This is a genomic window from Thermophilibacter sp. ZX-H3, assembly GCF_052599055.1.
Window position 1 is genome coordinate 1 of the sequence record NZ_JBQXES010000020.1, and the last position, 22,286, is coordinate 22,286.

Below are 22,286 nucleotides of genomic sequence, written 5' to 3' on the forward strand. Positions count from 1 at the left end.
GGGGCCGGGCAGGAGGTTCAGGAACGCGCGGAGGGAGAAGAGGGAGAACGAGGAGTGGGTCGCAGCGGCGATCGCCGAGGCGACGAGGGAGCGGATGACTAACTATGCCGCTCGTTAGGGGCCACAATCCGGAATTGAGTATCACTCGGTGCGCAAATCCGGAACTGAGTGCCCTCCATCTGCGGGGCGATACGCAAATCCGGAACTGAGTGCGCACGCGACGCCGACCCGACGCTCATATGCGGAACTGAGTGCCCTCTGGCGACGAGACGGTGCGCAAATCCAGAACTGAGCGCGGGCCGGTGCTCAAATCCGGAACTGAGTACCGCCCGGTGCTCAAATCCGGAACTGAGTACCGTCCGGTGCTCAAATCCGGAACTGAGTGCGCACGCGACGCCGACCCGACGCTCATATGCGGAACTGAGTGCCCTCTGGCGACGAGACGGTGCGCAAATCCAGAACTGAGCGCGGGCCGGTGCTCAAATCCGGAACTGAGTACCGCCCGGTGCTCAAATCCGGAACTGAGTACCGTCCGGTGCTCAAATCCGGAACTGAGTGCGGGCTTGCGTCGCGGTTGATACGCAAATCCGGAACTGAGCGACCACACGAGACGGGACTGGCACGCAGTTTCGGAATTGAGTGCCGGGCGGCGCGGGCACAGCGCGCAAATCCGGAACTGAGTGCCGGGGGCGTGATCGATGGCGTGACCGGCGACGCGCCCGGCGTCACTCCCCCTCGAAGGCGACGCCGCGCAGGGCGAGTCGCTCGAAGATGCGGAAGACGTGCGTGTACCAGAGGTCGCTGCGCGACTGCGGGCGCACAAGGACGGTGCGGACGCCGGCGAGGTTGCCGGCGGCGACGTCGGTGAACACCTGGTCGCCGATCATCACGGTCTCCTCGGGCGAGGCGCCCATGAGCCGCATCGCGCGACGCAGGGCGAAGGGCGCCGGCTTCATGGCGTGGTCGACCACCTCGACGCCGAGCTCGCGGGCCGTGCGGCCCACCTGGCTCGAGTGGAAGTTGTTGGAGACGAGGCAGAGCCCGATCCCCGCCGCGCGGGCAGCGTCGAGCCAGGCCACGACCTCGGGCGGCGCCGAGGAGGCGTCGCGCGGCACGCAGGTGTTGTCGCGGTCGAGCAGGACGAGCCGCACGTTCTTCTCGGCAAGCTCCCCCACGTCGACGAGGGGGAGCGACGCCACGTAGCGCCAGGCGCGGAACAGACCCATCGGACGCGCCCTACGAGTTGTTGGCAATGGCCTGCAGGTGCTCGTCGTAGGTCCTGCTGAAGGCGTACTCGGTCTCCCCGGCGTCGTTGGTCCAGAAGAAGAAGTAGAAGTAGCCCTCGTTGATGTAGTCCATGTCGGGCGAGCAGACCGCCTGCAGCGACTCGAGGCCCGGGCTGCAGATTGGGGTCGGCGGCAGGCCCTGGTGGGCGTAGGTGCTGTAGGGGTCGGACTCGTCGTGGACCTCCTCGGCGGAGGGGTCGTGGCCCACCGAGTAGGCGGTCGTGGCGTCTGACTGCAGGAAGCCGTAGTTGGGGTCGCCCATGTTGTCCAAGCGGTTGTAGAAGACGGAGGCGACCTGGGCGCGCGTGCTCGGCGTGGACTCCTTCTCGACGATGGAGGCGAGGTTGACCATCTGCGCCACCGAGAGGCCGTCGGAGGTGGGGTAGCTCAGGTCGAGCGTGGCGAGCTCGGTCTCGAACTGGTCGAGCATCACACGAATGACCTCGTCGGCCGTGACCTCGGTGCTGGAGAAGCTGTAGGTCTTGGGGAAGAGGAATCCCTCGAGCGAGTCGTTCTCCACGCCCTCGAGGAACGAGTAGTCGGCGACGTAGTTCGAGGCCTTGGCCTGGGCGAGGAACTCGTCGGACGTGATGGGCAGCACCTCCTGGACCGCCGCCGCGATGCGCGCGAGCGTGTAGCCCTCGGGAATGGTGAGCGAGATCTCGGCGTTGGGGCCGGTCGTCAGCTGGTTGATGATCGAGGGGAGGTCGGAGCCGGCGGTGAATGAGTAGCTGCCGCTCTTGATGCTCTGCTCGGCGTTCATCTGGCGCGCCTGGTTGAGGAACTCGCTCTTGTTGGAGATGAGGCCAGCGTCGTAGAGCAGGTCGGCCACGACGGAGGCGCCCGAGCCCTCGGGGACGCTCACGGAGACGACGGTGCCCTCGGCGACGGCCTGGGGCTCGCCCTGGGTCTCCTGCGAGCCGAGGCTCGGCAGGATCACGAAGACCACCGCGAGCACGGCCGCCACGGCCACGAGGCCGAGCACGATGAAGGGCGCCCTACTCCTGCGGCGGCTCCTGCCGCCGTGGTGCACGTTGCGGCTGCCGGCGCGTCGGGTGGCGGCGGCGGTGCGGCTCGAGACGCGCGTGCCCGAGAGGGCGGCGCGCGGCGCCGTCGCACCCTGGGACGGGACGCCCGCCTGGGCGCGCGGCCTGCGCTGCCGGCTCACGGGCTGCGACGCGGGGGCGGACTGGGGCACCTGCGCCCGGTTGCTCGTTCCGAAGTGAGACCCGCCATGCCGCGGGGTCGGGTTGGTGGGTGTTGCCATCGTGCCCTCTCAGTTATGTCTGGCGTCGAGCCAGGCTTGCAGAAACAGGCTCGCGGCCACCATGTCGACCTTGCCGCGCATGGCACGCTCGCTGAGCCCTTGTTCCCTCAGGATACGCTTAGCCTCGGCTGAGGACAAACGTTCGTCCTCAAACTCCAGCGGAAGACCGCACGCCGTCGCGATTCGCTCGGCCTGCTCCCGCACGCGCGCCGCCTGGGGGCCCTCCTCGCCCGCGAGCGTCATCGGCCTGCCGCAGACGAGAAGCTCGGGCTCCCAGTCCTCGAGCACGCGCCGGAAGGTGACCGCGTGCGCGAGCACCTCCTGCGCGGGAAGGACGCAGACCGGCGAGGCCACGCGGCCGGCAGGGTCGCTCACGGCGACGCCGACGCGGACCTCGCCGATGTCGAGCGCGAGGACCCTCACGGCCGCTAGATCCCGAGCGCGGCGCGCGCGGCGTCGAGCGCGGCGTCGATGCCGGAGGCGTCGGAGCCGCCGGCCTGCGCCATGTTGGGGCGCCCGCCGCCGCGGCCGCCCACGAGGCCGGCGATGTCCTTGATGATGGCGCCCGCGGCAAAGCCGGCGGAGACCGCGCCGTCCGTACCGCCGGCGAGAAGGGCGACCTTGCCGTCTGGCGTGGCGGAGGCGATGACGCAGGCCACGGCCTCGCCGTTCGCGGCGTCGCGGATGCCGTCCCAGGCGGAGCGCATCTCCTTGCCGGTGAGGCCGTCGATGCGGGCGACCACGGCCTTGTAGCCATCGAGCTGGACGGCGGCCTTGTAGGCGTCGGCGACCTTCGAGGCGCCGGCGCCGGTGGTCGCGGCCTCGAGGGCCTTCCTGGTCTCGCGCAGCTCGTGCTCGAGCGCGGCCACGCGCTCGGCGACGGCGTCCGGGCGGCACTTGAGCTCGCGGGCCACGTCGTCGAGGGCGAGCAGGCGCTCGTCGACGTACTCGATGGCGCCCATCGAGGTCACGGCCTCGATGCGGCGGGCGTTGGAGCCGACGGACCCCTCGGAGACGATCTTGAAGAGGCCGAGGTCGGCGGTGTTGCGCGCGTGCGTGCCGCCGCAGAGCTCGCGCGAGAAGGGCGTCTCGGACTCGCCGGTGGAGACGACGCGCACCACATCGCCGTACTTCTCGCCGAAGAGGGCGACGGCGCCGGAGGCCTTGGCCTCCTCGATGCCCATGACGCGGGTGACGATGGGCTCGGCGGCGAAGATCTGGGCGTTGACCATGCCCTCCACGCGCGCGAGCTGGTCGGCCGTCATGGCCTCGAAGTGGGTGAAGTCGAAGCGCAGGCGGTCGGGCGCAACGAGCGAGCCGGCCTGGGAGACATGGTCGCCCAGGACCTTCTTGAGCGCCGCGTCGAGCAGGTGCGTGGCGGTGTGGTTGCGTCGGATGAGCTCGCGGCGGCCCGCGTCGACCGAGGCCGTGACCTCGTCGCCCACGCGGAGCGCGCCCTCCTCGACCACGGCCGCGTGCGCGTAGAGGCCGTTCTTGACCTTGGTGTCGGTGACGCGCAGGCGCGCGCCGGCGGCCGTCGTGATGGAGCCGGTGTCGCCCACCTGGCCGCCCATCTCGGCGTAGAACGGCGTGGCGTCGAGGACGACCTCGACCTCCTGGCCCGCCTCGGCGCGCTCGGCCTCGGCGCCGTCCGCCACGATGGCGAGGACGCGCGCGGGGGCCTCGTTCTTGTCGTAGCCGCAGAACTCGGTGTCGGCCAGACGGTCGGAGAGCGCGGTCCAGACGTCGTTGAAGGTGCCCCAGGCGTCGCGGTTGGCGTTGGCGCGGGCGCGCTCGCGCTGCTCGGTCATGCAGGCGTCAAAGGCACCCATGTCCACGTCATGACCGGAGGCGGCGCAGATCTCGCGCGTGAGGTCGATGGGGAACCCGTAGGTGTCGTGCAGCTTGAAGGCCACGTCGCCGGGAAGCGTGGCGCCCTCGGCGAGGCGCTCGAGCTCGCCCGCGAGCAGCTCCTCGCCGGCGTCGAGCGTGGCGCCGAAGCGCTCCTCCTCGGCCGCGACGATGCCGTCGATGAGCGAGCGGCTCTCCACGATGGCGGGGTAGTTGTCGCCCATGAGGCGGCAGATCTCCTCGACGTAGGAGCCGAGGAACGCGCCCTTGATGCCCGCGAGGCGGCCATGGTAGACCGCGCGGCGCAGGAGGCGCCGCAGCACGTAGCTCCTGCCCTCGTTGCCCGGCAGGATGCCGTCGCCGATCATGAACGTGACGGCGCGGGCGTGGTCGGCCACGATGCGCAGGCTGCGGTCGCGCGCGGCGTCGGTGCCGTAGGCGTGCCCGGAGAGGCGCTCGCCCATGCCGATGAGCGTGCTCAGCAGGTCGCCGTCGTAGTTGGTGCCCTTGTGCTGCATGATGGCGGCGATGCGCTCGAGGCCCATGCCGGTGTCGATGTTGCGGTGCGGGAGCTCGGGGAGCGAGCCGTCCTCCTGGCGGTCGTACTGCGTGAAGACGAGGTTCCAGAACTCGAGGAAGCGGTCGCAGTCGTCGCAGCCGGGGCCGCAATCGGGGCCGCCGCAGCCGAACTCCTCGCCCTGGTCGAAGTAGATCTCCGAGCACGGGCCGCAGGGGCCGGTGGGGCCGGCGGCCCAGAAGTTGTCCTTCTCGCCGAGGCGCGAGATGTGGTCGTAGGGGACGCCCTGCTCGTGCCAGAGCTCGATGGCCTCGTCGTCGTTCTCGAAGACCGTCATGTAGAGGCGCTCGGGCGGAAGGCCCAGGTGCTCGGGGCTCGTGATGAAGTCGTAGGCCCAGGCGATGGCGTCGGCCTTGGAGTAGCCGCCGAAGGAGAAGTTGCCGAGCATCTCGAAGAACGAGAGGTGCGTGGCGTCGCCGATGTTCTCGATGTCGTTGGTGCGCAGGCACTTCTGGCAGGAGCAGGCGCCGATCTCGGGCATGGTCTTGATGCCCTGGTAGTACTCCTTGAACTGGTTCATGCCCGCGTTGGTGAGCAAGAGCGACGGGTCGTCGGGCACAAGCGACGACGAGGGATACAGCTTGCAGCCCTTGCTCTCGAAGAACCGGAGGAAGTCCTCGCGGATCTCGGCGGTGGTCATGGTCTTGTAGTCGGCGGTGCTCATATCGCTCCCCTGCGGTCGGGTCCTGGTGCGCATACAACCTTGTCAGTATAGCGCGAGCAGCCCTTCCGCGTGGTACGTCACGCAATCGCCGGGTTTTTCAGCTGGGCGCCGCGCGGCACCGGGGGGGCGGTGAGGCGAGAAGGGCGCGAGAAGGACGGGGGCTCCCCTACTTCTCGCCCTTCTCGCCCTCGCGAAGGCGCTCGACGAGGCGCTCGACCGGGTGCTTGGGGCGCGGGGCGGCCGTGGCGGACTCGTGCTCGCGCGTCGCCGGGAGGATCTCGGACTCGGCGAAGCGCTCCTCGCCGAGGGCGTCGCTCGCGGGGACGGGGTTGCCGGAGGCGTCGTGGAAGGGCGTGCCCTTGAAGAGCGCGCCGTCGTAGGACACGATCTGCTCGCCCGTGCGCGTCTCGAAGTAGAAGACGAAGAGCCCCTTGGCGATGGCGCAGAGCGGTATGGCCACGACCATGCCGAGCGGCCCCAGGAGCGCCGAGCCGATCATGATGGCGAGCAGCGACAGCACGGGGTGAATCTGCATCGTGGACTGGTTGATGCGCGGCACGATGAGGTTGTCCGTGACGTTTTGCGCCACCATGGCCGCGATCATCGTCCAGAACGCCATGACGGGGCTGTAGAAGAGCGCCACGCCGGTGGCCACGATCGCCGAGATCGACGGGCCGACCACCGGGATGAAGTTCAGCACGCCGGAGAGCACGCCCATGAGCCCCGCATAGGGGTGGCCGGCGAGCATGAAGCCCACGCACGCGAGGCTGCCCTGGATGATGGAGTCGATGAGGGTGGAGCGCAGGTAGCCGCCCACGGAGCGCGAGACGACGGCGAGCGTGACGCGGTAGTTCTCCGAGCGGCGGGGTCCGAGCACGAGGCAAATCTCGTCGTTGATGCGCGGGTAGTCGCAGACGAGCCAGAACGCGAAGACGAGGCCGAGAAACACGGTGAAGACCGCCGACGCGATGTTGCTCACGGCGGGGACGAGCCCGTTGCTGATGGCGCCGAGCAGCGCGGAGACGAGGCCCGAGAGGATGCTCTGGAGTGAGCTGATGAGCGAGCCCGTGTCCACGTACTCGCCGATCTGCTTGAGGATGTCGTGCTGGCGCTCGAGGTCGGCGAGCCACGACCCCATCTCGGAGATGCGGGCCGGCAGGTCGCGCAGCAGGTCGGTCATCTGGGCGAAGAACAGCGGGATGATGAGCGAGAAGAGCAGCACCACCGCGAGGGCGACCACGATGACGCCCAGGATCGAGGCGACGCCGCGCGGCACGCGATGACGCGCGAGCCAGTTGACGAGCGGCGAGGCCACGTACGCGATGAGGCAGCCCGTCGCGAGGAACAGAAGCACGCTCGAGAGGCGCCCCAGCACCATGAGCACGACGGCCGCCACGAGGATCGCCCCCACGACAGTCCACACCCTGAGGCAGGCAAGGCGCACCCGCGCCGCCCTCTGATCCATGTCTCTCCTCCCGTTGCCCGTTCGGGTGCCTAGTTGCCTATTTGGGGACAGGCCCCCTTTAGGCAAGTTTTCATCCCTGCAAACTTGCCTAAAAGGGGCCTGTCCCCAAATAGGCAACTAGGCAGATCAGGCCAGCCGGCCCTCCGGGTCGATCTTGTCCTGAATGCGGCGCAGCGTGCGGCGCAGGAGGCGCGAGACCTGGACCTGCGAGACGCCCAGGCGCTCCGCGATCTCCACCTGGGTGAGCCCGTCCTCGAAGCGCATCTTGACGACCTCCCGCTCGCGCGGGGAGAAGTCGGCGACGGCCTGCTCGAGCACGATGCGGTCGTCGGTGGCGGCGAGGTCGGCGTCCTCGGTCGCGTAGTGGTCGATGACCGACGGGGCCTCCTCGTCGTCGGAGGACCCGCCGCCCTCGAGCGGCACCGAGCTGTAGGCGCTCGAGGACTCCATCGCCTCGAGCACCTCGTCGACCGAGGCGCCCAGGTAGTCGGCGATCTCGGCCACCGAGGGGCTGCGCTGCAGCTGGTTGACGAGCTCGTCGGTGGCCTGGTTGACCTTGGCCGAGAGCTCCTGCAGGCGGCGCGGGACGCGCACCGACCAGCCCTTGTCGCGGAAGTGGCGCTTGATCTCGCCCATGATCGTGGGCGTGGCGTAGGTCGTGAACTCCAGGCCGCGCTCCGGGTCGAAGCGGTCGATCGCCTTGATGAGGCCGATCGTGCCCACCTGGACGAGGTCCTCGAGGGACTCGCCGCGGTTCTTGAACTTGGACGCGAGGAAGCGGACGAGGTTGAGGTGGCTCACGATGAGCTGGTCGCGCGCCTCGGCGTCCCCCTCCTGCTTGTAGCGGCGGAAGAGCTCGCGGGTGCGGTCCTTGTCCCAGGCGGCGCGGCCCGCGCGCGACCCCGCCCGGGCGCCACGTCGCCCGGAGAGGTCCCTACTCTCCATGGGCGTCCCCCGCCCGCTTGACGAGGTGCAGGACGCGCCCGTCCTCGGAGACCGAGAACACGTCGCACACGGCGGAGAGCAGCACCTCGACGAGGTCTATCGACTCGTCGTCAGGCTCCTCCTCGCCAAGCGAGAAGTCCATGGTCATGGCGTCCGGCGCAAGCGAGAAGGACACGTCGACGGCGTCCGGGGACGTCGCGCACGCGTAGACGAAGCCCTCCTCAGCGACCATGCGCACGTCCTCCACGTCGTCGACGCTCATGTCGCAGCAGACGGCCAGGGTCGAGGCCGTCATGCGGACGGAGCGGGCAAATCCGGCCTCCGCGGGGACGCGAAGGCGCACGTTCTTCTCGGTCATCACTACTCCTGCTCGGTGTCCTCGGTGGCGGGGGCGTCGGCGGCGGACACCTCGCCGTAGTCGACGTAGCGGACGGGGGCGCGGTCCGGGCGCTCGGCGCGCTCGGCCTCGGGGGCCTCCTCGAGCTGGGCGGCGTGCTCGGCGGGCCCGGAACCGGTGATCCGGGACATGACGCTCGCCACCCCCGAGGCGGCGCTCTCGGCGACGCGGTTGACCGCGCCGGTGACGCTCGAGGCGGTGCCGGAGACGGCGGAGACGTCCGCCAGGATGCCGTTCAGGCGCTCCACGGAGACGCTGGCCGCGGCGATGGTGGTCTCGGCGCTCTCGGCGAGCGGGGCCATGTGCTTGGCGGCGGGCTCGAGCTCGTCGACCACGCCGTCGAGCTTGGCCACGACCGGCTGGACCTGCTCGATGAGGTCGTTGGCCGAGGTGGTGACCTTCTCGATGTCGCGGCGGGCGCTGCGCACGGTGAGTGCGATCTCGACGACGGCCCACACCCCGACGACGACCAGCACGAGCAGAGCGATTTGCAGGTAGTCCATAGCGCCCTCCTTAGAGCGTCCGTCTCGGGGAGATGATGCCCCGAACCCTCATTCTACCCAAGTGAGCCGGCGTCATGCCCGCTCTTCTCGGCGTCCGCGACATCCCTGCCGATCGCCTCCTGCCGCCAGGCCTCCCAGCCGCGCGGGCTCGCCTGGTAGAAGCACCCGCGCTCGAGCCCCTCGGGCAGGTAGCGCTGGGGTACCCAGCCGCCCGGGTAGTTGTGCGGGTAGAGGTAGGGGCCGTACTCGTCGGAGCCGGGGCGGTGCCGGTCGCGCAGGTGGCTCGGGACCTCGCGGCGGGGACCCCGGCGGACCTCCTCGAGCGCGGCGTCTATGCCCGCCTCCGCGGCGTTGGACTTGGGCGCGAGGGCGAGGTAGGTTGCCGCCTGGGCCAGGTTGATGCGGCACTCGGGCATGCCGATGACCTCGGTGGCGCGGAAGGCGGCATGCGCCACGAGCAGGGCCTGCGGGTCGGCGTTGCCGATGTCCTCCGAGGCGCAGATCATGATGCGCCGGGCGATGAACTTGGGGTCCTCCCCTGCGTCGAGCATGCGAGCGAGCCAGTAGAGGACGGCGTCGGGGTCGCTGCCGCGCATGGACTTGATGAAGGCGGAGATGACGTCGTAGTGCATGTCGCCGGACTTGTCGTAGGGCAGGCCACGGCGGGGGTTGGCCTCGACGACGTGCTCGCGCGTGATGAGGAGCGGGGCGGGGCCGCCCTTCTCGCCCGCGGCGGCGCCGTCCTCCGGGGCGTCCACCATCTGGGAGGCGAGCTCGAGCGAGGTGAGGGCCGCCCGGCCGTCGCCGCCGGCCAGCGTCACGACCTCGTCCTCCGCCTCGGGCGAGAGCTCGAAGCGCCCGGCCAGGCCCTCCGGGGCCGCCACGGCGCGGCGCACGAGCTCGCGGACCGACGCGTCGTCGAGCGCGGTGAGCTCCACGACGCGGCTGCGGCTAATCAGGGCCGAGTTGACCTCGAAGTAGGGGTTCTCCGTGGTGGCGCCCACGAGGACCACGATGCGGTCCTCGACGGCATGCAGCAGCGCGTCCTGCTGGCTGCGGTTGAAGCGGTGGATCTCGTCCACGAAGAGGATGGTGCGCCGGCCGAGCGTGAGCAGCCGGGACTCGGCCGCCTCGATCTCGCGCCGGAGATCCTTCACCGTTCCCGTGATGGCGCTGACCTCGACGAACTCAGCGTGCGTGGAGTTGGCGATGATGCGCGCGAGCGTGGTCTTGCCCGTGCCGGCGGGGCCGTACAGGATGACCGAGGAGAGCGTGTCGTGCTCGATGGCGCGCCGGAGCCACGAGCCCGGGCCCACGGCCTGCGCCTGGCCGACGTAGCCGTCGAGCGTGGCGGGCCGCATGCGCGCGGCGAGCGGGGCGTTGTCGTTTTTGCGCGCGGTCTCGACGCGCGTGAACAAGGTATCCATGGGAACGATTGTACGCCATCGCGCGCGGGGCCGCCGACCACGCCCGCGATATGGTGGAATTGGGTATACTTGCCGTGCACGGCAAAGCCCGTCGTGTAAATGCCTCTACGGGCGGCGCTGTGATTCGGTTAAGGGGCTAGCTGCAACTAGCCCCTATCCCTCTTCTCGCGTTCCATCCGCCATCGCCTATACCGGTCGCGAATGCCGAGCGCGCGCTCGGCCACGAGGAGCGCCGTTGAGACGGCACTCAGTATGTGCTGAAGCAGCTCAAAGAACTGTTCCATGGGCAACCTCCCTTCCGGGTCTGTGGACCCATCCCGGAGCGCCACCCGCGCGCGGACTTTACTGTGAAGTCCTATAATAGCGTATTTTGTATACTATTTATTGTTATAGTTTGTATACTAAAACCAATAATGTTACTCCAAACTGACAGGAAACTGACCGCGAGCTGCGGCCGTGGTCGTATCCACGCGTTAAAACCGCGCGGTGGACCTTTGGCAATCAGAACGCGTGAGGCGCGTCTAGGACAGGTGCTTCCTCACGAAGGCGTCAACCGTGGACCAGTAGAGCTCGGGGTCGGTGCTCGCGGAGAGGCCGTGGCCGGCGCCGGGGACGACGAGCTTCTCCTTCTGCTCGCTCGCGCATGCCTCGTAGCACTCGTCGAGCATCGAGAAGGGCACGAAGTCGTCCTCGTCGCCGTGGATGAAGAGCATGGGGACGCTCGCCTGGCGAAGGCTCTCCACCGCCGAGGCGGTCTCGAAGGTGTAGCCCGCGCGAAGCAGGCACGCCGCGTCCGCCACGTTCAGGATCGGGAAGCTCGGCAGGCCGAAGACGTTGTCGAGCTGGACCACGAACTCGTCCCACACGCTCGTGTACCCGCAGTCCTCCACGATCAGGCGCACGCTCTCGGGGAGGCCGTCCAGCCCGGAGGCGGCCATGACCTCGAAGCCGCCCATGGAGGCGCCGAAGAGCATGATGCGGGCCTCGGGGTCGGCGGCGACGATGTCCTCGATCCAGCCGATAAGGTCGTGCGCGTCCTGCCAGCCCATCTGGATGAGGCCCGTGTCGACGTTGCGCTCGTGCCCGCGCGCCGCCGGCATGAGCACGCTCATCCCCATCTGCGCGAAGTGGTAGGCGTACTTCGCCATGTCGGCGGGCTCGCCCACGTAGCCGTGGCAGACCACGGCCCAGGCGTGCCCGTCGGAGTACGCGGCTCCGTCATCGCCGTCGAGCCGCCAACCGAGAAGGACCGTGCCGTCCTCGGCCTGGTGGGAGACGCTCTCGCGCGTGGCGTCGAACCACGCCGCGGCCTGATCGGCGTAGGCGTCGTCGGCCTTCGCCTCCCGGTGCCCCTCGAGCCCGTCCACCTTGCCGGAGCCCATCGAGCGGGCCATCGAGACCTCCGCGTGCGGGTTGAGCGCGAAGTCCACGAGGAAGTTCCCCACGAAGCCCAGGCCGATAAGCGCGAGCGCGACGAGCGCACCCGCCACCGCGGCCACAATCCTCTTGGTCCTTCTCGCGAGCGCCATGCATCCTCCCCTGTCCGGCTCCGAGCGGGACATTATAACAGTCTGTATTGTTTCACTCTCGCGTTGAGGGAGGGCGCTGCGCCCGACCTGACAGAGCGCCCCGGCGACTCTGTCAGGCTACGCGCGGACGCCGGCCGAGAAGTACCCGCGCTGCGGGAAGAGCTCGGCCGCGTGGGGGAAGAGCGCCTCGCAGGTGGCGATGAAGTAGTCGTCGGTCATCGAGGAGATGAAGTCCACGACGGTCTGGTCGGGGTCGGACTCCCAGTCGTAGGTGCGGCCGTAGTGCGCGAGGCGGCGCTCGGTGGGCGCCACGTGGTGCGCGAAGACCGCCGCGGACTCGTCGCCGGCCGCAAGGGCCGCGAGCTCGTGCTCGTAGAGCGCCGAGAAGAGCTCGCGCACCTCGGCGGAGAAGTCTCCGTTGACCTCTCCCGCGCCGTAGATCTTCTCGTAGTTCTCGCGCTTGGCGCGGCGCATCTCGGCAAAGCCCTCCGGGCTCATCTCGATGCGGTCGCGGCCCACGCTGTGCTCCACGACGTCGGCGACGAACGAGGAGAGCGCCCAGGCGTTGTAGGCGCCGCCGAGGCCGTCGTCGAAGGTGTCCTCCGAGCAGAGGCCGGCGCGGATGGCATCCTGGCGGTCCTTGCCCACGTAGGCGATGATGTCGGAGACGCGCACGACGCAGCCCTCGAGCGTCATCGGGCGCAGGTGGGAGATGGTCTCGTCGCCGCACTCCCAGCAGGAGGCGACCACGCGGTCGAAGGTGTCGAACTCCGCGAGGCCGCTCGTCTCGAAGACCTGCTGCTCGAACTCGCCGTTGTGGCAGAGGGCGCCGTCGAGGGTCTGCAGGCTCACGTTGCGCCCGGCGAGCACGTCGACCACGCGGACGCTCTGGACGTTGTGGAAGAACCAGCGCCCCGTGCGGGCGTGATAGACGTCGTTCAGGAAGCGCTCGCCGGCGTGGCCGAAGGGCGTGTGCCCGAGGTCGTGCGCGAGCGCGATGGCCTCGATGAGGTCGAGGTTGAGCCCGAGCGCGCGGCCGATGTCGCGCGCCACGCGGGCCACGAGCTGCACGTGCAGGCCGCGCCGCGCGAGGTCGTCGTTCGCGCGGAACGAGAAGACCTGCGTCTTTCCCGCCATGCGGTTGTACGCCGGGAGGTGCACGACCTTCTCGGCGTCGCGCACGAAGGCGGGGCGGACGCAGGTGTCGCGGTCGCGCTCGCAGGAGTCGCGGCGGATGGCGGAGGCGTCGCGGCACGCGAAGGGCGAGAGCTCGCCGGACGCGAGCCGCTCCCTGACGGCCGTGGCCGCCTCCTCGGAGAGCCGCCCCGTGAGCCCGGGCGCGAGCCTGTTCTCGCCTTCCGCCATATCAGCCCTCCTACTCGTTGACGACGAGGCAGCCCATGTCGAGGCGGTGGCCCCACTCGCCCATGACGCCCTCGTAGGCGCAGCGGGCGTAGACGCCGCCGAACTTGCCGCGGAAGAGGAAGAGGCCGAGGAGGTTGTTGGCCTCGACGGGCTCGGCCGGGTCGGAGCCGTCCGGGCGCGGGGTGGCGCCGCCCACGATGACGGGCGTGCGGTAGGCCGGGTCGAGGCGCTCGACCGTGGCGCCCTCCTCGCACGCGGCGAGAAGGACGCGCCACCACTCGTCGCGGTCCATGCGGTCGACGCCGGCGACGGCCTCCGGGGCGCGATAGGCGCCCGCGGGGCGGACGAGCCAGTCGTCCTGCTCGGAGAGGTAGCGGTTGACGTCGCTGTCGCGCGTGAGGACGTGGGCCTCGGGGACGTGGGCGCGCACGAAGGCGAGCTCGATCGGGTCGAGGATGGACTCGACGGCCTCGGAGTGCAGGACGGCGAAGAGCGAGTTCACGGACGCCGGCCAGGTGCGGAAGCCGCCGATGACGCAGGCGAGGCCGCGGCGGGCCGCCTCGACGAGCGCGTCGACGCCCTCGCAGGGCTTCTCGATCATCTCGCCGACGAGCGCGCGGCGGTAGACGCAGGCGATGGGGCCCTGGGAGTCGACGAGGCGACGGGTGCCCGCGGCCTCCTCGATGCGCAGGTCGCGGATGTCAACGAAGCGCGCGAAGACGCCCTCGTCCGCCATGCGCTCGATGAGGTCGGCGAACTCGCCCTCCGAGGCGCTCTCGGCGTAGTCGACGATGCCCACGACGGGGCGCTCGGGGTGGTGGGTGCCAGCATCGGCGTTGGCCCAGGAGTAGTAGGTCTCGCGCAGCGCCGCGATCATGCCGTCGGAGATGTCGAAGGTCTCGATCGAGCGGTGGCGCTCGGCGAAGCGGCGATAGGACTCGGTGCGCTGGATGGCGCGGGTCACGTCGACGGCGACGGTGGTGCCCACGGCGCTGTCGGTGGACACGCCGGCGAAGGTGAAGTCGCCGGTCTCCTCGTTGAAGAGGACGTCAAGACGGGCGAAGGGGATGATCTGCTCGTAGCCCGTGGGGATGAGCGTCAGCTCCTCGGCACGGGGGTCAAGCCCGAAGAGGGCCCTCAGGTCGGGGTCGACGAGGTAGCGCTTGGTGACCTTCTCGAGGATGCGGCCCATGGTCTCGGCCGCCTCGGTCAGGATCTCGATCTCAGCGGTGCCGAGGACCTTGGGCGTGAGCGCCCACGTGGACGTGCCGTCGTGCTCGACGATCGGGTGCGAGGCCTCGAGGTAGGCGTCGCCGGCGGCGCGACCCTCCGCGTCACCGCCCAGCTCCCTCACGATGTCGCAGAACTCGTCCTCGAGCGCACGGCCCCTCAGCTTGCTCATATATGCTCCAAACGGTCAGACAGTTGCTCACGCGTGCGGGTCCCGACCCGTCACGCGGCGAGCATTGTAAGCGTTACCAGCGAAAAGCACAAATTTCACGACTTTTTTACGCGAAGAATTTATCGATTTGTGGACCCTTGGTGGAGCGGGGGCGCAAAACCTGCTACCGGCCCGTGGCGCGGCGCCTACGAGACGAACCAGAGCGCCTCGGCCGGGCGGACCTCGAACCCCATGGACCGCTCGAGCGCGAGCGAGGCCTCGTTGTCCGGCCAGACCTCCGCCCACGGGAGCTCTCCGGCGGCAAGGTGCGCGGAGACCTTCGCCGCGGCGAGAGCCGTCCCCCAGCCCTCGCGCCGGTGCCCCTCGAAGACCTCGAGCATCCCCATCGAGCCCTCCTCGTGCTCGCCCACGAAGCCCACGATCCTGCCCGCCTCGAAGCCGCCGAGGAACTTCCCCGCCTCGAGCGCGGCCTCGAGCTCGCCCGGGGCGAGGTACTCCGGGTGCGCGTAGCGCTCGCGCACCACGCCGGCATAGGCCGGGGTGAGCACGCGGATGTCGCGGGCGGGGTCGGTCGGGGGCACGCCCTCGCGCCACACCACCACGTGGCAGGCTCGCTCCCGGCCCCCGAAGGCGCGGGCCACCTCGCGAGCGAGCGCGCGCTTGCCGCAGACGCAGGTGGTCCCTCCCGCGGCGCCGAGGCAGGTGAGCGCCCGGCGCACGAGGCGGCGGCTCGGGCCGGCCACGATCCTCATGCCTCCCGAGAGGCCCACCACGACGGCGCCCTTCTCGGCGAGAAGGACCTCGCCCGCGCCCCGGCGCAGGCACTCGGCGAGGGGCAGCGCGTCGTCGCCATACCCCTCCACGATCTGGAGCGCGCGCTCGCGGCGCGCGGCGGGGTCGTCGCGCGTCGCGTCGACGACGAAGGAGAGTCGCTCCGCCATCATCTCCTGGCCGAGGGGGCCGGGGTGGTCGGAGCCGTCGGCGAGCAGCTCCGGAAGGCGGTCCGCGTCGAGCAGCGGCGCGGCCTCCACGAGGCGCATCCGCGCGTGGGCCCCCGCGGCGGCGCGGACGATCGCGTCCACCTCCGCGGCGCAGCTCCTCGGGTGCGTGGGGTAGACGTCCTCGGTGTGCGGCGGGCAGGTGAGGACCCAGATCGGCGCGTCCGGGAACGCCTCGGCCAGCTCGTAGAGGTAGGTTCGCACGTCGCGCTCGACGCGCGCGGCCTGGCAGGGCTCGTAGCGGTAGTTCTCGCCGAACTCCACGACGACGCCCGCCGCGTCCACGCGCTCGGAGAGGCCGACGAGCGAGCCGGGCTGGAAGACCTGGCCGCCCAGGCCCTGGTTGACGAGGTCGAGCCCCAGGTGCTCGGCGAGAAGCGCGCACCAGGAGCGCGAGGGGTCGCGCGCGACGAAGCCCTGGGCGATGGAGTCTCCGAGCACGACGAGCTGGCGGCGCGCGGCCACGGGCTCGAGGTAGGTCCCGTCGCAGGTGACGGTGCGCACGGCGCAGGAGGTGAGGCACGGCAGCCAGACCCGGACGTGATGGGGCTCGCCCATGCCGGGGAGGTGCTGGAGGCCGGGCTCGGGGCCGGCCGCGGGGTCGTCGAGGAGCCACGTGACGAGGTTCTTCTCGTCAGGCAGGGCGAGCGGGAGGCGTCGGCCGTCGACGACGGCGGATATGCCGTCGAAGGGCGGGCGAGGGCCGTGCGGGTGGCGCTCGACGTCCGCGAGCACGGAGGCCGCGCCGCGCGGGGTGGGGTCCACGCGAGCCTCGAGCGTGAGGCGGGTGGCGTCGGTCTCCATCTCGAGGCAGACGCCCGCCGTGGCCACCGCGAGCTGGCGGTAGAGCCCGGGATGCCAGGCGCGGACGCTCCCCACGGCGCGCAGCTGCTCCGGCGCGAAGCGCGCCGGGCGGACCCAGCCGTCCTTATCGGTTGTGAATCCGAGCGCGCCGTGGAGGAAACCCGACGCGCCGGCGCTCATCTCAAGGCCCATGCTCCCTCTCGAAGTTGCCTAAAAGGGGCCTGTCCCCTTTTAGGCAAGTATTGTGTCACAAGCTGGCGGCTACTCGCCCTCCAGGACCGGCTCGTAGAACTCCTCCTCGTCGTCGAGCCTGAGGACGAGCACCTGGCCCAGGCCCGCGCCCGCCGCGGCGGCGCTGTCCACGTCCCAGCGGTCCGCGCCCACGCGCACCATCCGGGCGAGCCCGTCCTCCCCCACGGCCGGGCGGTCCACCTCGTGGGCCATGCGCTCGAGATAGGGGGTCGGGGTGTGGCCCGCCACGATGACGGGGCCGCGCGCGTCCCCGCCCGAGAGCCCCTCGGCGGCCCCCCAGAAGTCCTCCCTGATCCACGTGAGGTCCTCGGGGTCCTGCGCCGAGAAGAACGTCTCCACGGCGGCATCCCCCCACGCCTCCGGCGTGACGCGGCCGAGCCGCACGCCGGCGTGCACGAAGAGGAAGAGCCGCCCCGCCACGCGCGCACTCGACCAGCGCGGCAGTCCGGCGACCCAACCGAGCAGCTCGTTCGCCTCGTCGTCCTCGATCTCGGAGAGGCCGGCGGAGGTCATGGCTCCACCGTTGAGCCCCCAGTTCATGGCGGCGAGGCCGTCCCCGGGGCTGTTCACGCAGTCGATCATGAGGTCCTCGTGGTTGCCCATGAGGACGGTCACGTTGGGCAGCCCCCGCACGACCCGCAGGACGCCCACCGGGTCGGGCCCGCGGTCGATCATGTCGCCCAGGCAGAAGAAGCGGTCGTCCCCGGAGGGTGACACGCGGTCGAGGGCGCGCTCGAGCGCGGCGCGGTGACCGTGCACGTCCGAGAACACGTATGTTGCCATCTCGGGCCCTCCCTGACCGAATCCTGCGCGGGGCGCATCACCCCTCCCGCTAGCCTACACCCTCGCCGTCTCGGCCGGGCCCCGCGGGCGGGCGAGCGGTCGGGGCGTAACCTAGGAGCGTCGCGTTTTGCGGCGCGAGCGGCGCATCCTGAGCACCCAGGCGGGCGCGGAGCCGACCTCTATGACGCGGGCGGGAAGATGGCCCTCCCCCGCCGCGCGCACCACCGCGACCACCTCGCGCATGGTCGGCTCGAGGCGGGCGCCCTTGAGGCGGCACTCCCACACCACCACGACGGTCCAGCCCGCCTCCACGAGGCGGGCGCTGTCGCGCGCGTCGCGGGCACGGTTGCGCGCGAACTTGTCCTGCCAGAAGGCGGAGTGCGTCTTGGGGCGCGAGGGGGAGCAGTGTGGGCAGCGGTGCCAGAAGCACCCGTGCACGAAGATGGCCACGCGCCGCCCAGGGAAGCACACGTCGGGGTGGCCCGGCGCCTTCTTCCAGTGGAGCCGATAGCCCGTGAGCCCCGCCTCCCGCAGCGCGGCGCGCACCTTGAGCTCAGGCTTGGTGTCCTTGCTCCGGTTGGCCTGCATGACGTGGCGGGTTGCCTCCGAGGAGGCGGGCGGGGTGTCCGGGCGCGGGCGTGCGGCGCGCGCTACCACGTGAAGGGCGCGTCCGGCGCCGAGGGAGCCCCCTCGAAGCTGAGGTCGCCCGTGAGCTCGCGCGCGGCGGCGAGGTCGAGGTCCGGGGAGCAGAGCCCCGAGATCACCTCGCCCACCCGGCCGCGGGCCCTGTCCCAGAGGTCCCAGAAGCCGTCCTCGCTGACCTCGCCCGTGAAGGGGTTCTCCCAGGCGACGTGCTCGCGGTTGTCGAAGGCGGAGCGGGCGTCGGCGCGGTCGCGGTGCGACATCGCGCAGACGAGCGAGAAGGGCGTGCGGCCGAACGCCCGCTCGAGGGTGCCGATGACCGCGCGCTTGCGGCCGCCCGGCGAGTCGAAGACCCGCTGCACGAGGCGGAACTCGATCGCGGCGGTGGAGAAGGTCCTCGGGTCGATGGCCTTTCCATAGACCCACAGGGCCACGTAGAAGTACACCTTGTCCACGGCGGCCAGGACCTCATGGCTCGCGGCGAGCGTGTGGGCGTGCGGGCGATACGTCGAGACCGTCTGGCCGGTGAGCGAGAAGAGCACCGCCTCGTCGAGGTCGCGCTCGACCTCCGCGTGGACCTTCGAGGCGGCGCGCTCGTCGAGCCCCTCCACGCCCGCGTCGCAGATGCCGTTCTGCCAGTGGTAGACGAGGGGGTGCACGGTGGAGTCGAGCAGCCAGTGGCAGGCGAAGCCGGCCACGTAGGCCCGGGCAAGGGTGCGCTCGCGGCCCTCGAGGCCGGCGGCGGCCTCGCGCATGGCGAGCATCAGCAGCGCCGGGCGCGCCGCGTGCATGGCGTTGCCGAGTGGGGACCACTTGCGCATGAGCGGGTCGATCACCAGGTAGAAGAGGGGGTCCGGCCCCTGGTTGCCCAGGAGGAACGCGTCGGTCTCGTCATCTGTCCTGAAGCCGAGCAGGTCCCGTACCTCGTCGAGGGACTCCCGGCCAAAGAGGTCGTGCGTGAGGATCGCGGGCATGGCGCGCCTTTCGTCGTGTGTGCTCCCCCGATTATGCCACGGCGTCGGGCTTGTCCGTGCCACCGGCGTCAGGTTTGTTTGGCACGCGAGTCGCGTGCCAAACAAACCTGACGCCGGTGGCACGGACAAGCCCGACGCCGGTGGCACAGACTCTTTTACGCACTTCTTACCGCACGCGTGCCCCGTGCTCGACTACCATGGAAACGTTGCGTCGCCACAACGGGAGGGGCCTCATGGCTAGCCAGAAGATGACCAAGGCAGAGAAGAGCTGGATCGTCTACGACGTGGGCAACTCAGCCCTCGTTCTTCTCGCCACGAGCGTAATCCCCATTTACTTCTCCTCCCTCTCCCCCGACGGCGGGGTCGTGGTGGCGTGGAGCTACGCCGAGACGGTGGCATCGCTCATCATCGCGCTGCTCATGCCCGTCCTGGGCTCGATCGCGGACATGCAGGGCATGAAGAAGAAGTTCATCGTGGGCTGCGTGGGCACGGGCGTCATCGCCACGGTAGCGCTCGGCTTTGTGACCACGGCGCTCGCATTTCTGATCATCTACGTCATTTCCTCCGTGGCGCTGAACTCGTCAATGGTCTTCTACGACGCGCTTCTTGTAGACACCACGACCGACGAGCGCATGGACGAGATCTCCTCCCAGGGCTACGCGTGGGGCTACATCGGCAGCTGCGTGCCCTTCATCGCCTGCCTGGGCGTTGTCCTGGGCTACGAGGCGCTCGGCATCACCCTGCAGACCGCCATGCAGATCGCGTTCGTCATCACCGGCGCGTGGTGGGCCGTCTTCACGGTGCCGCTGCTCAAGAACGTGCAGCAGAGGCACTTCAAGCCGCGCGAGCCGCACGCCGTCTCCCGCGCCGTCCGCGGCCTTGCGGGGACGCTGCGCGAGATCTGGGCGAACCGCGCCATCCGCTACTACATGATCGCGTACTTCTTCTACATCGACGGCGTGCACACCATCATCAAGCTCTCCACGAGCTACGGCACCGAGCTGGGGATCGACTCCACGCAGCTCGTGCTCGCGCTTCTCGTCACGCAGTTCGTGGCCTTCCCGAGCGCCATCATCTACGGCCGCCTCTCGTCGAAGTACGGCACGCGCCGCATGCTGCTGATCGCCATCGCGGCCTACTTTGGCATCACCCTCTTTGCCGCGTTCTTCCTGCGCTCGGCCGCCGAGTTCTGGTTCCTGGCCATCCTCGTGGGCATGTTCCAGGGCGGCATCCAGGCGCTCAGCCGCAGCGAGTTCGGCAAGTTGGCCCCTAAGGAGCGCGCCAACGAGTACTTCGGCTTCTTCGACATCTTTGGCAAGTACGCCGCCATCCTGGGCACGTTCCTCGTGGGCACGTTCACCGCGCTCACCGGCAACTCCAGCCTCGGCGTGCTCTCGATCGCGGTGCTCTTCGTCGTGGGCTTCCTCGTGATGCTGCGCGTCCCGGAGCGCACGGCGTAGGCTTTGGCCGGCAGCGGTGCGGTTCCACGGGCACGCGTAGCCTCGCTTTTTCAGCAATCCCCGTTTCCGCGTTCTCCCAAGGATGCGTAAACGGGGATTTTTCGTACATCGGCATACTTTTTCGAGATTGCGCGTCAACTAGTTTGAGTTTTATCACGCGTAACCCGCGATGTGCGAAAACCGCCGTCTGCGCATCCTCATGAGGGGGGCAGCCGCATCAACGCCGCCAGCAAACGTGTAGTTCCAGAGAATCCGAAAGCCCTCGCGCAAACGCACGACACGGCCTCATTTTTTTCTTGCGGACGCCTGACCTCGCGCCAAGCAGTCCGCACGCCCCTCGCGGAAAGCCCGACGCACGCCCAGAAGAATGGAATCGTCAGCTTCGTGAAAGTCCCGTCTGCTAGCCTCCCGTCACCACGAAGAGAGGAGGCCCATGGACATCTTCCTTGCGCACGAGGACTCCCTGAAGGTACTGCGCCACGCCCGAAGAACAGGGGACCTTGCGCTGATTCCCGCAGACAGGGGGGCGATCCAGCGCGACCATGGCCGGATCGACGCCTCGAGCCTGGTCTCAGCTCTTCCCGGAGACGTCCTCGCCCCCACGCGCGCGCAGCCCGTCTCCCTGCGCTTTGCAGACGATGCGTCACGCAGCCAATGCGGCATCGTCCGGGCAGTCCCCAACCTCGCGCGCCTGCCCGACGGCTCGTACCTGGAACTCATCAGCTCGACAGGAGGCCCGCTCCCTACCGCGGCGGGAGAGCCCGTTCACGTGTTTGTTGAGGCAGCCGGGCTCTCGCTCCTCAGCGCGGCCCAATCCCTTGGCGAGCTGGTTCGCAGGGAGCGGCTCACGAGAAATGCCGCGCTCGTTCGACTCAGCGGTTTTCTCATGGAGCTCTGCGGCTCATACGCGCGCGACCCCCTCTCCCCCTCCGCGGGAGAGGTCGCCTATGACCTTCCCCCGGTCTCGTCAGTCGCCGACGCAACGTCATTCCTCGAGTCGGTGAGCGGTCTTCACGGTCACACGCTCGCCAACATGGCGGCAGGGTATGCCAACGACGGCTCGGGCTCCACCATGGAGACGCTGTGGTATCACGCGTTCTGCGTTCTGCCTTCCGCCGCGCCTCGGCGGCATGCACCTTCAAAGGCCCCTCCAGAACGCTCCTCTGGAATGGCCTGACGAGGTCAGTAATCTCGTCAGCCACCAGACCATGCGGCCCGACTTCTACTGGGCGCTCTACCACGCGGCATGCGAGCACCAGGGGAAGGACCATGCGAGCGAGGAGGCGCTCGCCGAGGACTGCGATCGGGCACGAGACTACGAGCTGTGCGGAATCGACTACTTCCCCGTGACCAAGAAGGACGCGTGCAGCGAAAAGGCCGTCCGGGCGTTTCTCGCCCAGCTCGTTGAGAAGTTTGCGCCATACGAAGGCCCGTCCTTCAAGCGAAGGATGCGGCAGCGCCTCGATGACCCTGACGTCGTTCTGGCACGAAGCGTCCTTCTCTCCCAGCTGAGGCCGGCGTCACAGCGCTGGCAGGACGAGGATGCGTAAATCCCGATTGGCGGACATTGGAGTTTCCGCGTCCTTCTCGGCACGCGCATTCTGGGATTTGCAGCCAAACGGAGCCCACATTCCAAGTTGCGCATGGGATAGTTCAAGGTTTTGCACGCGTAAACCGAGATGTGCGGAAATCCCG

Annotated in this window: 20 protein-coding genes; 3 read left to right on the plus strand and 17 right to left on the minus strand. The window is 69.4% G+C overall.

Translation table 11 applies throughout. The annotated features are described in order from the left end of the window. Positions 1 to 725 precede the first annotated feature (725 nt). The 17 genes from ACULPM_RS08890 to ACULPM_RS08970 all read right to left on the minus strand — a co-directional run bounded on the left by ACULPM_RS08890 (position 726) and on the right by ACULPM_RS08970 (position 19,131). Positions 726 to 1,226, minus strand: coding sequence for a YqeG family HAD IIIA-type phosphatase (locus ACULPM_RS08890; protein ID WP_445332266.1), 501 nt, complete (start codon positions 1,224 to 1,226; stop codon positions 726 to 728). Positions 1,227 to 1,236: 10 nt separating this feature from the next. Further along, positions 1,237 to 2,553: an endolytic transglycosylase MltG gene (mltG, locus tag ACULPM_RS08895; RefSeq protein WP_445332265.1), complete on the minus strand. Its 1,317-nt coding sequence runs from the start codon at positions 2,551 to 2,553 to the stop codon at positions 1,237 to 1,239. Positions 2,554 to 2,562: 9 nt separating this feature from the next. After that, a complete protein-coding gene (ruvX, locus tag ACULPM_RS08900; protein WP_167930286.1) occupies positions 2,563 to 2,976 on the minus strand; it encodes a Holliday junction resolvase RuvX in 414 nt (137 codons plus the stop codon). Positions 2,977 to 2,981: 5 nt separating this feature from the next. Further along, positions 2,982 to 5,645 carry an alanine--tRNA ligase gene (alaS, locus tag ACULPM_RS08905; RefSeq protein ID WP_445332264.1) on the minus strand — a complete coding sequence of 888 codons (2,664 nt, stop codon included), beginning with the start codon at positions 5,643 to 5,645 and terminating at the stop codon, positions 2,982 to 2,984. Positions 5,646 to 5,811: 166 nt separating this feature from the next. Next, positions 5,812 to 7,110, minus strand: coding sequence for an AI-2E family transporter (locus ACULPM_RS08910; RefSeq protein ID WP_167930288.1), 1,299 nt, complete (start codon positions 7,108 to 7,110; stop codon positions 5,812 to 5,814). 126 nt (positions 7,111 to 7,236) lie between these two features. Beyond that, positions 7,237 to 8,055: a SigB/SigF/SigG family RNA polymerase sigma factor gene (locus ACULPM_RS08915; protein WP_167930289.1), complete on the minus strand. Its 819-nt coding sequence runs from the start codon at positions 8,053 to 8,055 to the stop codon at positions 7,237 to 7,239. After that, positions 8,045 to 8,413, minus strand: a complete 369-nt coding sequence (locus ACULPM_RS08920) for an ATP-binding protein (protein WP_445332263.1) — start codon at positions 8,411 to 8,413, stop codon at positions 8,045 to 8,047. Before ACULPM_RS08920 ends, ACULPM_RS08915 begins: the two co-directional genes overlap by 11 nt. Before the next feature lie 2 nt (positions 8,414 to 8,415). Next, on the minus strand, positions 8,416 to 8,955 hold the full coding sequence (locus tag ACULPM_RS08925) for a hypothetical protein (protein ID WP_445332262.1): 540 nt from the start codon (positions 8,953 to 8,955) through the stop codon (positions 8,416 to 8,418). Between the two features lie 53 nt (positions 8,956 to 9,008). Continuing rightward, on the minus strand, positions 9,009 to 10,382 hold the full coding sequence (locus ACULPM_RS08930) for a replication-associated recombination protein A (protein ID WP_445332261.1): 1,374 nt from the start codon (positions 10,380 to 10,382) through the stop codon (positions 9,009 to 9,011). A 146-nt stretch (positions 10,383 to 10,528) separates the two neighbouring features. Then, on the minus strand, positions 10,529 to 10,666 hold the full coding sequence (locus ACULPM_RS08935; RefSeq protein ID WP_167930293.1) for a hypothetical protein: 138 nt from the start codon (positions 10,664 to 10,666) through the stop codon (positions 10,529 to 10,531). Between the two features lie 237 nt (positions 10,667 to 10,903). Then, on the minus strand, positions 10,904 to 11,911 hold the full coding sequence (locus ACULPM_RS08940) for an alpha/beta hydrolase (RefSeq protein WP_167930294.1): 1,008 nt from the start codon (positions 11,909 to 11,911) through the stop codon (positions 10,904 to 10,906). A gap of 117 nt (positions 11,912 to 12,028) precedes the next feature. After that, entirely contained in the window at positions 12,029 to 13,276 is a 1,248-nt protein-coding gene (locus ACULPM_RS08945) for a deoxyguanosinetriphosphate triphosphohydrolase family protein (RefSeq protein WP_167930295.1), read from the minus strand. Positions 13,277 to 13,286: 10 nt separating this feature from the next. Next, the gene (locus ACULPM_RS08950) at positions 13,287 to 14,678 is read right to left on the minus strand and encodes a hypothetical protein (RefSeq protein WP_167930296.1); all 1,392 of its coding nucleotides are present in this window, start codon (positions 14,676 to 14,678) and stop codon (positions 13,287 to 13,289) included. A gap of 185 nt (positions 14,679 to 14,863) precedes the next feature. Beyond that, entirely contained in the window at positions 14,864 to 16,672 is a 1,809-nt protein-coding gene (locus tag ACULPM_RS08955; protein ID WP_445332260.1) for a GNAT family N-acetyltransferase, read from the minus strand. Between the two features lie 69 nt (positions 16,673 to 16,741). Beyond that, positions 16,742 to 17,515, minus strand: coding sequence for a metallophosphoesterase family protein (locus tag ACULPM_RS08960; RefSeq protein WP_445332259.1), 774 nt, complete (start codon positions 17,513 to 17,515; stop codon positions 16,742 to 16,744). A gap of 111 nt (positions 17,516 to 17,626) precedes the next feature. Further along, positions 17,627 to 18,172, minus strand: a complete 546-nt coding sequence (locus ACULPM_RS08965) for a very short patch repair endonuclease (RefSeq protein ID WP_445332258.1) — start codon at positions 18,170 to 18,172, stop codon at positions 17,627 to 17,629. Then, entirely contained in the window at positions 18,166 to 19,131 is a 966-nt protein-coding gene (locus ACULPM_RS08970) for a hypothetical protein (RefSeq protein ID WP_445332257.1), read from the minus strand. Before ACULPM_RS08970 ends, ACULPM_RS08965 begins: the two co-directional genes overlap by 7 nt. 233 nt (positions 19,132 to 19,364) lie before the next feature. Between ACULPM_RS08970 and ACULPM_RS08975 the strand changes: the two genes are divergently transcribed. The 3 genes from ACULPM_RS08975 to ACULPM_RS08985 all read left to right on the plus strand — a co-directional run bounded on the left by ACULPM_RS08975 (position 19,365) and on the right by ACULPM_RS08985 (position 22,141). Continuing rightward, a complete protein-coding gene (locus ACULPM_RS08975; RefSeq protein WP_445332190.1) occupies positions 19,365 to 20,591 on the plus strand; it encodes an MFS transporter in 1,227 nt (408 codons plus the stop codon). 433 nt (positions 20,592 to 21,024) lie between these two features. Beyond that, positions 21,025 to 21,768 (plus strand): hypothetical protein, encoded by a 744-nt coding sequence (locus tag ACULPM_RS08980; protein ID WP_445332189.1) that lies wholly within the window; start codon positions 21,025 to 21,027, stop codon positions 21,766 to 21,768. Between the two features lie 31 nt (positions 21,769 to 21,799). Next, complete coding sequence (locus ACULPM_RS08985; RefSeq protein WP_445332188.1) at positions 21,800 to 22,141, plus strand: hypothetical protein; 342 nt, start codon at positions 21,800 to 21,802, stop codon at positions 22,139 to 22,141. Positions 22,142 to 22,286: the final 145 nt, after the last annotated feature.

What these genes read in the sequence shown, in the direction of transcription:
- ACULPM_RS08890 (WP_445332266.1), bottom strand. Translation starts at nt 1,226, where the DNA reads ATGGGTCTGTTCCGCGCCTGGCGCTACGTGGCGTCGCTCCCCCTCGTC.
- mltG (WP_445332265.1), bottom strand. Translation starts at nt 2,553, where the DNA reads ATGGCAACACCCACCAACCCGACCCCGCGGCATGGCGGGTCTCACTTC.
- alaS (WP_445332264.1), bottom strand. Translation starts at nt 5,645, where the DNA reads ATGAGCACCGCCGACTACAAGACCATGACCACCGCCGAGATCCGCGAG.
- ACULPM_RS08910 (WP_167930288.1), bottom strand. Translation starts at nt 7,110, where the DNA reads ATGGATCAGAGGGCGGCGCGGGTGCGCCTTGCCTGCCTCAGGGTGTGG.
- ACULPM_RS08915 (WP_167930289.1), bottom strand. Translation starts at nt 8,055, where the DNA reads ATGGAGAGTAGGGACCTCTCCGGGCGACGTGGCGCCCGGGCGGGGTCG.
- ACULPM_RS08920 (WP_445332263.1), bottom strand. Translation starts at nt 8,413, where the DNA reads ATGACCGAGAAGAACGTGCGCCTTCGCGTCCCCGCGGAGGCCGGATTT.
- ACULPM_RS08925 (WP_445332262.1), bottom strand. Translation starts at nt 8,955, where the DNA reads ATGGACTACCTGCAAATCGCTCTGCTCGTGCTGGTCGTCGTCGGGGTG.
- ACULPM_RS08930 (WP_445332261.1), bottom strand. Translation starts at nt 10,382, where the DNA reads ATGGATACCTTGTTCACGCGCGTCGAGACCGCGCGCAAAAACGACAAC.
- ACULPM_RS08935 (WP_167930293.1), bottom strand. Translation starts at nt 10,666, where the DNA reads ATGGAACAGTTCTTTGAGCTGCTTCAGCACATACTGAGTGCCGTCTCA.
- ACULPM_RS08940 (WP_167930294.1), bottom strand. Translation starts at nt 11,911, where the DNA reads ATGGCGCTCGCGAGAAGGACCAAGAGGATTGTGGCCGCGGTGGCGGGT.
- ACULPM_RS08945 (WP_167930295.1), bottom strand. Translation starts at nt 13,276, where the DNA reads ATGGCGGAAGGCGAGAACAGGCTCGCGCCCGGGCTCACGGGGCGGCTC.
- ACULPM_RS08950 (WP_167930296.1), bottom strand. Translation starts at nt 14,678, where the DNA reads ATGAGCAAGCTGAGGGGCCGTGCGCTCGAGGACGAGTTCTGCGACATC.
- ACULPM_RS08955 (WP_445332260.1), bottom strand. Translation starts at nt 16,672, where the DNA reads ATGGGCCTTGAGATGAGCGCCGGCGCGTCGGGTTTCCTCCACGGCGCG.
- ACULPM_RS08960 (WP_445332259.1), bottom strand. Translation starts at nt 17,515, where the DNA reads ATGGCAACATACGTGTTCTCGGACGTGCACGGTCACCGCGCCGCGCTC.
- ACULPM_RS08970 (WP_445332257.1), bottom strand. Translation starts at nt 19,131, where the DNA reads ATGCCCGCGATCCTCACGCACGACCTCTTTGGCCGGGAGTCCCTCGAC.
- ACULPM_RS08975 (WP_445332190.1), top strand. Translation starts at nt 19,365, where the DNA reads ATGGCTAGCCAGAAGATGACCAAGGCAGAGAAGAGCTGGATCGTCTAC.
- ACULPM_RS08980 (WP_445332189.1), top strand. Translation starts at nt 21,025, where the DNA reads ATGGACATCTTCCTTGCGCACGAGGACTCCCTGAAGGTACTGCGCCAC.
- ACULPM_RS08985 (WP_445332188.1), top strand. Translation starts at nt 21,800, where the DNA reads ATGCGGCCCGACTTCTACTGGGCGCTCTACCACGCGGCATGCGAGCAC.